General features: G+C 59.9%; 7 protein-coding genes. 3 read left to right on the forward strand and 4 right to left on the reverse strand.

The window, feature by feature from the left end:
- Positions 1 to 7: 7 nt before the first annotated feature.
- Both M511_RS16610 and M511_RS16615 read left to right on the forward strand, forming a co-directional pair.
- The gene (locus M511_RS16610; protein WP_029372818.1) at positions 8 to 514 is read left to right on the forward strand and encodes a hypothetical protein; all 507 of its coding nucleotides are present in this window, start codon (positions 8 to 10) and stop codon (positions 512 to 514) included.
- Entirely contained in the window at positions 495 to 1,526 is a 1,032-nt protein-coding gene (locus M511_RS16615; protein WP_138918415.1) for a glycosyltransferase, read from the forward strand. Before M511_RS16610 ends, M511_RS16615 begins: the two co-directional genes overlap by 20 nt.
- A 1,162-nt stretch (positions 1,527 to 2,688) precedes the next feature.
- Here the strand turns inward: M511_RS16615 and rfbA are convergent.
- From rfbA to rfbC, 4 genes are read right to left on the reverse strand one after another with little or no spacing between them, the layout of a single operon-like run.
- A complete protein-coding gene (rfbA, locus tag M511_RS16620) occupies positions 2,689 to 3,582 on the reverse strand; it encodes a glucose-1-phosphate thymidylyltransferase RfbA (protein WP_010400415.1) in 894 nt (297 codons plus the stop codon).
- Complete coding sequence (rfbD, locus tag M511_RS16625; RefSeq protein WP_085502814.1) at positions 3,579 to 4,430, reverse strand: dTDP-4-dehydrorhamnose reductase; 852 nt, start codon at positions 4,428 to 4,430, stop codon at positions 3,579 to 3,581. The genes rfbA and rfbD overlap by 4 nt, the downstream gene beginning before the upstream one ends.
- The gene (rfbB, locus tag M511_RS16630; protein WP_010400421.1) at positions 4,427 to 5,464 is read right to left on the reverse strand and encodes a dTDP-glucose 4,6-dehydratase; all 1,038 of its coding nucleotides are present in this window, start codon (positions 5,462 to 5,464) and stop codon (positions 4,427 to 4,429) included. The genes rfbD and rfbB overlap by 4 nt, the downstream gene beginning before the upstream one ends.
- Positions 5,461 to 6,042 (reverse strand): dTDP-4-dehydrorhamnose 3,5-epimerase, encoded by a 582-nt coding sequence (gene rfbC, locus M511_RS16635; RefSeq protein ID WP_010400422.1) that lies wholly within the window; start codon positions 6,040 to 6,042, stop codon positions 5,461 to 5,463. The genes rfbB and rfbC overlap by 4 nt, the downstream gene beginning before the upstream one ends.
- 198 nt (positions 6,043 to 6,240) lie before the next feature.
- On the opposite strand from rfbC, the gene M511_RS16640 reads away from it, so the two are divergent.
- Positions 6,241 to 9,435, forward strand: a complete 3,195-nt coding sequence (locus M511_RS16640; protein ID WP_085502816.1) for a calcium-binding protein — start codon at positions 6,241 to 6,243, stop codon at positions 9,433 to 9,435.
- Positions 9,436 to 9,522: the final 87 nt, after the last annotated feature.

Here is a 9,522-nt window from a genome sequence, read left to right on the forward strand (position 1 = left end):
AGCGGTCGTGAAAAAACTATTGCTAATCTTGCTGCCCGTACTGGCCTTCGTTGGGGGGGCGATCAGTGGCGATATTTTGGGTGAGCCCAAGCCTGCAGATGAAACCAGAACCCAAGGCACAGCTACTGAACAGGCTGACGCCGCATCCCAAACAGGCAAAGGCGAAAGCTCGTCCACAACAAAGGACGACACCCTTGGGTGGTTCCGTTTTCCAACCCAGTTTTTTGTGCCTGTCCTGCGCAATGGTTCACCAACAGCTGTGATGATCCTGTCACTCGGCATCGAAACCCCCGCCTCTGCCCAGGCCGAGATTGAAGCGCAAGAATTGCGCCTGCGGGACAGCCTGCTCAATGCGCTGATGATCGAGGCAAATACAGGCGCTTTTGATGGCAATTTCACCTCTGAGGTCACGCTTCAAAAGTTGCGAACATCCCTGCTTGCAGCGGCGCAAAAGACTGCGGGACCGAATGTCAGACGCATTCTGATCGAGGATATTGGCCGACAAGAGCAATAACGCCCTCTGGCCCGATCCGCAGGATCCTTATAGGAAAGAGGCGATATTATCGGAGACCCAATTGCATCCGCCGATCACTATTGCCATGGCCAGTTATAACGGGGCGCGGTTCATTCGCGCCCAGCTAGACAGTCTGGCTGCGCAAAGCATCTCAGACTGGAAGCTGATTGTTTCCGACGACGGCTCGACGGATGGAACGCGGCAGATTGTTGCGGAGTTTGCCCGCACTCGCCCCTCGGGACAAGTAGAGCTGATAGACGGTCCCCGACAAGGATCGACCCGGAACTTCCTACACCTGACCCAACGGGTCGATGCCGGCGGGTGGCTGGCTTATGCCGATCAGGATGATGTCTGGCTGCCGGACCGGCTGGAGCGCGGCGTGGCCTTCCTGCACGGACGCATAGATGCAGCGATTTATGCCGCGCGAACAACAATCTGCGACGAGGCGCTGAACCCGCTTGCCGCGGCACCGCATTTCCCCGGACCGTTTACGTTTCGCAACGCACTGATCCAAGCCTGTTTGCCGGGCAATACGATCCTTGCCAACTCGCAGGCGATCCGGCTGTTGCAGGCGACAGTCCCGGCAGCCGAAGCAGCAGGCATCATCTCGCATGACTGGTGGGCCTATCAAATCCTGTCGGGTGCGGGCGCGAGTATCATGCGCGACCGGGCACAAGTGCTGCTTTATCGCCAGCATCGGAAAAATCTGATGGGGCGGAACGATACGGCACGAGCGAAGGCTGCACGGGCCTCAATGCTGATAAACGGAAAGTTTGCGGACTGGCTGGCACGGAACCAAAAGGCGCTGGAACCTGTCGCCTCCCGACTACTCCCCGAGAACCAGCGCTTATTAGAGCGTTTCGGAGAGATCTTGAATGCCAGCGGTCCAAATGCCTTTGCCGGAATGCTGCGGCTGCGGCTTTATCGGCAGACCCGAACGGGCACCTTGGCAGTTCTGGCAGCAGCTCTTACCGGACGCTTACGCATTCCGGACCCCAAAAATACAAGCTAAAACAATCGGCGATGCGGAGAGGGAGAGGGAAAAGGGCATGACCTGCTTTCCCAACCCACCAACGCGTGGATATCTGAAATTCGCCGCGCTGCCTTGGCGGATAAAACGGCGCGGCGCTATCTTATCCATTAGCGGCCTGTACCGACAACCGCGTCGCGGCCTGCCCCCACCTCGCCTTGAGCAAACCGCTGTCATCATAGCCGCGAATATTCTTGTCCGTTCCGGGACAGAGCACCAAGTCATCATAAGATTTGGCTTGAGTGTCATGCACCACGCGCCATCGTGAATCATGAGCAGTGGACTCCGGTGCCACATGAACGCCGCAAACCTCTGTTCATTCCACACTGAGCAATAAGCTGAGGCGGTAACCATCCGGCGATCTTTACCCAAAGTGGCAAGGCCCCCATTCCCTGTAGTTCTCGACACCGCGCCGCCGCCGCCGATCAGATCCGGACGGCCACATCCAGAACTCGATCACCATCATCCGCCGACTCCCTGCCGCAGCGCTCGCCCGCAGCTTGCTCCGATATCCTGGCTGCGCACAACTCAACCGAGATCCGCGCAGCTGTTTGTGACGCAGTAAGACTAAACGGTTGTACGGAAAGGGCTCCGGCAGCAGCAGGGCCAATGATTTGGCCGCGCTATTGTAAAGCCTAACCGTTCGTTCCCACAGTTTGATGGGCGATCCATTCTTTGGGATGTAAGAATGCCTTATGGGACGAGTTCGTCACGAAGGCGCCACGACTGCGCGCACCATCTGAGCAGCAATACAGCGATCAGAAGCGTCGACCACCGCGATGAACCGCGGTATTAACCCAAAGGTCGTGGCGAAATGGCGGAAATCTCACACGGTCGAGAACATGAAGACTGGGCCGAAAAACCTTGTTCGACGACTCCGAGCGAGGAGGAGGCAGAGGTCCCGGTGTCACAGGACGACTGTCTTTATGCCCTGCAGTCGATCTCTTCTGCATTCGACACGCTCCGGTCCTGCACCGCTGCATTCAACGTCACAGGGATATCTCAACCGGTCAGAGAAGGGCCAAGCCCGGAACGGGCTTGGTCTGAACACGGACAATCCGGGGAGCGGGTCAGTCTGAACCTCAGAGCCAGGACACTTCATCCTGAACCCGATCCACCAGATGCCGGGTGAGCAACGACCACCTTACTTCAGCAGGCGCGCCAAGTAGTTGCCGTAATCGTTCTTGGCGAATTTGCGTGCCTGCTCGCGCAGTTGGTCAGCGCCAATCCAGCCCTGGCCATGGGCAATCTCTTCCGGGCAGCCAGTCTGCAAGCTTTGACGCTGTTCCAATGTGCGCACAAAGTTGCCGGCATCGAGCAGGCTGGCGTGAGTGCCGGTGTCGAGCCAGGCGAAACCCCGGCCCATCTTCTCGACCGTCAGCTGACCCTCATGCAAATAAGTCTCGAGCAGCGTAGTGATTTCAAGCTCACCACGAGCCGATGGCTTTACTTCGCGCGCGCGCGCAGGCGCTGTACCGTCAAGGAAATAAAGCCCCGTCACCGCATAATCCGAAGGCGGGACAGGCGGTTTTTCAATAATCGCGCGGGCACGGCCGTCCTGGTCAAAATCGACCACGCCATAACGCTCGGGATCGGCGACGCGATAGCCAAAAACCGTACCACCTTCGGTCCGCTGATCCGCCGAGGCCAACAAATTTGGCAAGCCGTGGCCAAAGAAAATATTGTCGCCCAGCACCATGGCCGAGGGCGCACCGGAGAGGAAGTCTTCGGCAAGGATATAGGCCTGTGCCAACCCGTCGGGCGAGGGCTGCACCAGGTATTCGAAGCTTAGCCCCCATTGGCTGCCATCACCCAGCAGACGCTGAAATTGTGCCTGATCCTCGGGCGTGGTGATGATCGCGATCTCACGAATGCCCGTAAGCATCAGCACCGAAATCGGATAATAGATCATCGGCTTGTCATAGATCGGCAACAGCTGTTTCGACACGCCCATGGTGATCGGATACAGTCGCGTGCCCGAACCGCCGGCCAGAATAATGCCCTTGCGTCGGCTGGTTGGAGTGCCGGATTGGGTCATGGTTTCAGCTCCTGTAATACCTTGGCGAGACCGGCACGCCAATCGGGGCGGTTGATGCCGAAGTCTCGTGAAATGGCGGCACAGTTCAGGCGTGAGTTCGCCGGGCGTCGCGCAGGTGTGGGATAATCCGAGGTGGCAATTTCGGTCACGCGGCAAGACAGCCCCGCCTGCGTCATGATCTCGCGCGCAAAACCGGCCCAAGAGGCATCGGGCGCGCCCGCGAAATGATAAATGCCACCCCGAGCAGGATCGGCGCGCATGGTATCAAGCATGGCAAGACAGGCGGCAGCAATATCACCCGCAGGGGTCGGGCCGCCGTGCTGATCGGCAACCACGCGCAATTCCTCACGCTCGGCACCCAGCCGCAGCATGGTCTTGACGAAATTGGCGCCATGGGCCGAAAACACCCAAGAGGTTCGCATAACCGCCCATTGCGCGCCCGCACCGGCAACGCCCACCTCACCCGCAAGCTTGGTCGCGCCATAGACGCCTAGCGGGCCAGTCGGGTCAGTCTCGTCCCAAGGCCGTTCGCCCGAACCGTCAAAAACGTAATCGGTCGAGATATGCAGGAACGGCACGCCCAGTTCGGCGGCTGCCCGGGCCATTGCGACCGGAGCCTCGGCATTGATGGCGCGCGCCAGATCTGGCTCGGATTCGGCGCGATCCACGGCGGTATAGGCAGCAGCGTTCAGCACCGCTGCACAGCCCGAGGTACGAATTGCCGCAGCACAAGCCTGCGGATCAGTCAGATCAGCCTGATCGCGTCCCAGAAAACGCGCCTCGGGGACCAGACGGGCCAATTCGGTTGCAACCTGTCCGGTGCGGCCAAAGACCAAAAGGCCCTTCATGCCTTGCCAAGCCTTTCGCCAACGCCCTGACGGCTCAGCAACGGGCGCCACCAGTCTTCGTTGTTCAGGTACCATTCGACAGTACGCCTGAGCCCCTCTTCGACCGTGACCGAGGGGCGCCAACCCAGTTCGGTACGGATGCGGGTCGGGTCGATCGCATAGCGGCGGTCGTGACCTGGCCGGTCGGCAACAAAGGTGATCAGCCGGTCATGCGGCGCGGATTCTGGGCGCAGATGGTCCATATGGGCGCAAATGGTCCGCACCAGATCTATATTACGCGCCTCATTCTCGCCACCGATGTTATAGCTGCGGCCCAGGCTGCCCTTTTCCAAGGCAAGCAGCAACGCGTCGGCGTGATCCTCGACATAAAGCCAGTCGCGCACGTTGCCTCCATCACCATAGACTGGGATCGGTCGGCCATGCAGAGCGTTCAGGATCACCACTGGCACCAGCTTTTCCGGAAAATGGAAAGGCCCGTAATTGTTTGAACAATTGGTCAGCACCACCGGCAGGCCGTAGGTCTCGTGCCAGGCGCGGACCAGATGATCGGATGCGGCTTTCGAGGCCGAATAGGGGCTGCGCGGGTCATAGGGCGTAGTCTCGGTGAACTGGCCAGTCTCGCCCAAAGAGCCAAAGACTTCATCGGTCGAGATATGGTGGAAACGGAACCCCTCGGGCCGGCCCTGCGTGGTCCAGTAGGCACGCGCCGCCTCAAGCAGGTTATAGGTTCCGGTCACGTTCGTTTCGATGAATGCGCCCGGCCCGTCGATCGAGCGATCCACATGGCTTTCAGCAGCCAGGTGCATGATCGCATCGGGCTTATGGGTCGAGAGGATGCGATCAAGCGCCGCCCGGTCGCGAATATCGGCCTGTTCGAAACGATAAAGCGGGCTGTCCGCGACCGAGGCCACATTCGCCAGATTAGCCGCATAGGTCAGCGCATCTAGGTTCACTACTTCATGCCCGCGCGCCACCGCCAGCCGCACCACTGCCGAACCGATGAACCCCGCGCCACCGGTCACCAGAATCTTCATAGCCTCGCCTCGTAATCAAAGGGCCCTTGATAGGTGAAAGGGCTGTCGAACTCGTTCAATGCCGGGGCCCTGGCGTCCTTGGCCGACAGAATCGGTGGATCTGTCAGGCCCCAGTCGATGCCGATACTGTCCCAGGCTACCGCCCCGTCGCAATCGGGCGCGTAATGGTCTGTACATTTGTAGAGGATTTCCGTGTCCGGCTCACGCGTCACAAAGCCGTGCAGAAAGCCCGCCGGTACCCACAGCTGGCATCCATTCTCAAAAGACAGCTCACAGCCAGTCCATTTTCCATAAGTCGGACTGCCTTTACGGATATCGACCGCGACGTCGAAAAGCCGCCCGCGCCCACAGCGCACCAGCTTGCCTTGCGCATGCGGCGGCGACTGGAAATGCAATCCACGCAGCGTTCCGACAGCGGAGGAAAGAGAGTGATTGTCCTGAACGAACTCTGGCAGGTCGAGCCCCGCCTCGTGCAATGTCCTGCGGCTCCAGCTTTCGCTGAAAAACCCGCGTTCGTCACCGAAACGGGACGGAACAATGATCAGCACGCCCGGCAACGAGGTCTTTTGAATCTGCATCGGTCTTTAACCAGTCTACTTGTCGCATCAGCGGTATGGAGGAACTCGGAACCACGCACAAGCCATGCATGTAACGCGCAGACTAAGCGTGAGACCATTAAAATGCACGGGGAATAATGGGTGACTTATCTGGCGGGGTTAGCACTTTGTTAGGGCGGCGGGATGACCCCGCGATGAACTACCACAAGCGATCCTGCCATGCGTTACCGTCACGTTGCCACCTATACCGGCCCAGCGACAAGTTTCGTGACCAATATCACGGACCTGCAAACCCATGCCGGAACCGATGGATACACGCTTTACAGCGTTACCCATGTCGGTGGAGGCATGGCCGCCTATCGCATCACCTCGGCCGACCAGCCGATCGAGATGATCGACCGCCATGCCTATCCGCAATCGTTCCAATATGCCGGCACGCCGGGGGCCAGCATCATCACCCTCAACAGCGGACCAGTTCTGTTTGGCACCGGCATGCGCGAAACACTCGGCTCGGGGTTCCTGCTGGATGATGACGGCAGCTTTGCAGAGAGCATCCGGCTGCTGAAGGGCAAACAATCCGGCGATATCGTCCAGCTGGGCGAGTTCGAGACGACCGGGGGCCGGTTTTTCTATTTCGCGCGCGACGGGCAGACCGGGTTCGAGATCTGGAAGTTCGGCGACAAGGGCAAGATCAGCCACCTCACCGATGTCGCGCTGCCGACCGGCCCGGGCGTTCAGGGGGCCGAAATAAACGACATGCTGGTGACGCAGCTGGGGGATCGCAGCTTCATCATCTCGGCCTCGGCCATGGGCAACTATGTCGCGGTGCAGATGATCCATGCCGACGGCTCGGTAGGGACTGCGCAGATGCTATGGGCGGACCGCGGCCTCGGCATGAACCAGCCGACACATCTGGGCACGGTGACGGTTGGAGCCGTAACCTATCTGGTGGTCGCCTCGGCGCAAAGCTCGTCGCTGACCACGATGCGGCTGACCTATGACGGCGCGCTTGAGCCGGTGGATCACATCATTGACGAGCGCACGACCCGATTTGCCGGAGCCACCGCACTGGAAACCGTGATGATGGACGGCCGCGCCTTCATCTTTGTCGGCGGCGGCGATGACGGGCTCAGCGTCTTTACCATGTTGCCCGATGGACGGCTGATGCATCTGGAAACACTGGTCGACACAGACAAACTGACCCTCGCCGATGTCTCAGCCCTGTCGGCCATGGTGATCGACGGCAAGATCGCGCTCTTTGTCTCATCCCGCACCGAAAAAGGCATCACGCAATTCGCCTTTGACCCGGGAGGCATCGGCCTGACGAAGGTGGTCGGCGCCGGCAAGCAGATCGGCACCGCTGGCAGCGACATGATGCAGGCCAGCGCCAAAACCACGCATATGGACGGCGGGGCGGGCGACGACATCCTGATCGCCGGTAGCAGCCCGGTGAGGATGACCGGTGGTAAAGGAGCGGACACATTCGTCCCGATGGAGGTCAACGGCACGATCACCATCACCGATTTCGAGCTTGGCGTCGACAAGCTGGACCTATCCTTCCTGGACATGATCCGCAGCACGGGACAGCTGGTGTTCCGGCCGCAAGCCTATGGAATAAAAATCTTTTATGGAAAAACGGTTCTTGTAATCATGACACGCGACAAGACGACGCTGCAGGCGAACTCCTTTGACGAATCCCTTTTCCCGATCGGGCATTACGCGCCACCGGACATGACCACCAAAGTGGTCGGCACGGCGCGCAACGACAAGCTGGTCGCCAGCCGCTACGGCTCGAAAGTCTATGGCCTTGCTGGCAACGACAGGCTGATAGGCAGGGACGGAAACGATACTCTCGACGGGGGGACCGGCAATGACTCGCTGTTGGGCGGCGGCGGCCACGACCGGCTTTATGGCCGCGCGGGGAATGACAGGCTTTACGGCGGCGCAGGAAACGACAGGCTATACGGCGGGCCGGGAAATGACACGCTCTATGGCGGGGCGGGAAATGACAGCCTGTATGGCGAAAGCGGCAATGACATTCTGCGCGGAGACGACGGGAACGACACCCTCCACGACACACACGGCCACAACACTCTGGTGGGCGGCGAAGGGAATGACGTGCTGATCGCAGGCGCAGGCAATGATCTGCTGGACGGCGGGCCCGGGAACGACCGGATGATCGGCGGTGCAGGAAACGACCGGATGATCGGCGGCGATGGAAACGATCGGATGGTCGGTGGCGCGGGAAACGACCGGATGATCGGCGGAAACGGCGACGACCGGATGGTCGGTGGGACCGGAAACGATTCGCTTTCCGGCGGCAACGGCAATGACTTCCTGCAAGGAGACGCAGGCGACGATGTCCTTGACGGCGGGGCTGGCAACGACAGCCTGATCGGCGGTGCGGGAAACGACCGGCTCTATGGCGGTACTGGAAACGACCGGATGGCCGGTGGAACCGGCAATGACACGCTGCTGGGGGGTAGCGGCAACGATGTACTGATGGGCGATGCCGGGGACGACCTGCTTGACGGAGGGGCAGGCAACGACAAACTCCTTGGTGGGGCGGGACTGGACGTTCTGCGCGGCGGCACCGGAAATGACACCTTGGAGGGAGGGTCAGGCCATGACACGATTTACGGCGATGACGGCGATGACCTCATCAAGGGTCAGCAGGACCACGACCGTCTATATGGCGGGGCCGGAAACGACACCATCTATGGTGGTGAAGGGCATGATCTGGTCGATGGCAGTATAGGCGATGATGTCCTTTACGGCGACAGCGGGAACGACACCCTGCGTGGCGGGGATGGCCGGGACTCGTTATCTGGCGGCACGGGCAACGACTGGCTGCAAGGCGATGCCGGAAATGACACGCTTTCTGGCGACAGCGGTAACGACACGCTGATCGGAGGCGCTGGCAACGACGCGCTATACGGCGGCACTGGAAACGATGTGCTTCGCGGTGGTGATGGCGCTGACCGGCTGGATGGTGGTACCGGTCATGACGATCTGGACGGCGGTACTGGCGATGATGTGCTGTTTGGCGGCGACGGTCATGACCTGCTCAAAGGCAATGACGGAAATGACCGACTACAGGGTGGCCGGGGTCATGATACGCTGATCGGCGGAGCCGGAGCTGACATTTTTGTCTTCAACTCACCAGAGGACCTGGACGGCAGTACCGATACCATCCTGGATTTCCAGCCGGACCTCGACAGGATCGACCTTTCGGGTCTCAACCTGACCTTTATCGGCAGCCAGGAGTTCTCGGGCGCAGGCCAGATTCGTCTGGAACAGCTATCCCCCGAACTGCAGCGCCTGCTGATCGACATGGACGGGGACGGTCGCGCCGATCTGACGATCGAGGTAGCAGGGCCGGTAACCCTGACCGAATCGTCTTTCCTTCTTTAGCGTTCGAGTAATTTTTTGTGTTTTTTTTCGAGCAGTGCGAGCCCTGCGACGATGAGTGTTATAGCGACGGTCAGGACATATGTTCTG

Source organism: Paracoccus sp. J56 (genome assembly GCF_019633685.1).
Taxonomy (GTDB): Bacteria; Pseudomonadota; Alphaproteobacteria; order Rhodobacterales; family Rhodobacteraceae; genus Paracoccus; species Paracoccus kondratievae.

What these genes read in the sequence shown, in the direction of transcription:
- rfbC (WP_010400422.1), bottom strand. Translation starts at nt 6,042, where the DNA reads ATGCAGATTCAAAAGACCTCGTTGCCGGGCGTGCTGATCATTGTTCCG.
- rfbB (WP_010400421.1), bottom strand. Translation starts at nt 5,464, where the DNA reads ATGAAGATTCTGGTGACCGGTGGCGCGGGGTTCATCGGTTCGGCAGTG.
- rfbA (WP_010400415.1), bottom strand. Translation starts at nt 3,582, where the DNA reads ATGACCCAATCCGGCACTCCAACCAGCCGACGCAAGGGCATTATTCTG.
- rfbD (WP_085502814.1), bottom strand. Translation starts at nt 4,430, where the DNA reads ATGAAGGGCCTTTTGGTCTTTGGCCGCACCGGACAGGTTGCAACCGAA.
- M511_RS16640 (WP_085502816.1), top strand. Translation starts at nt 6,241, where the DNA reads ATGCGTTACCGTCACGTTGCCACCTATACCGGCCCAGCGACAAGTTTC.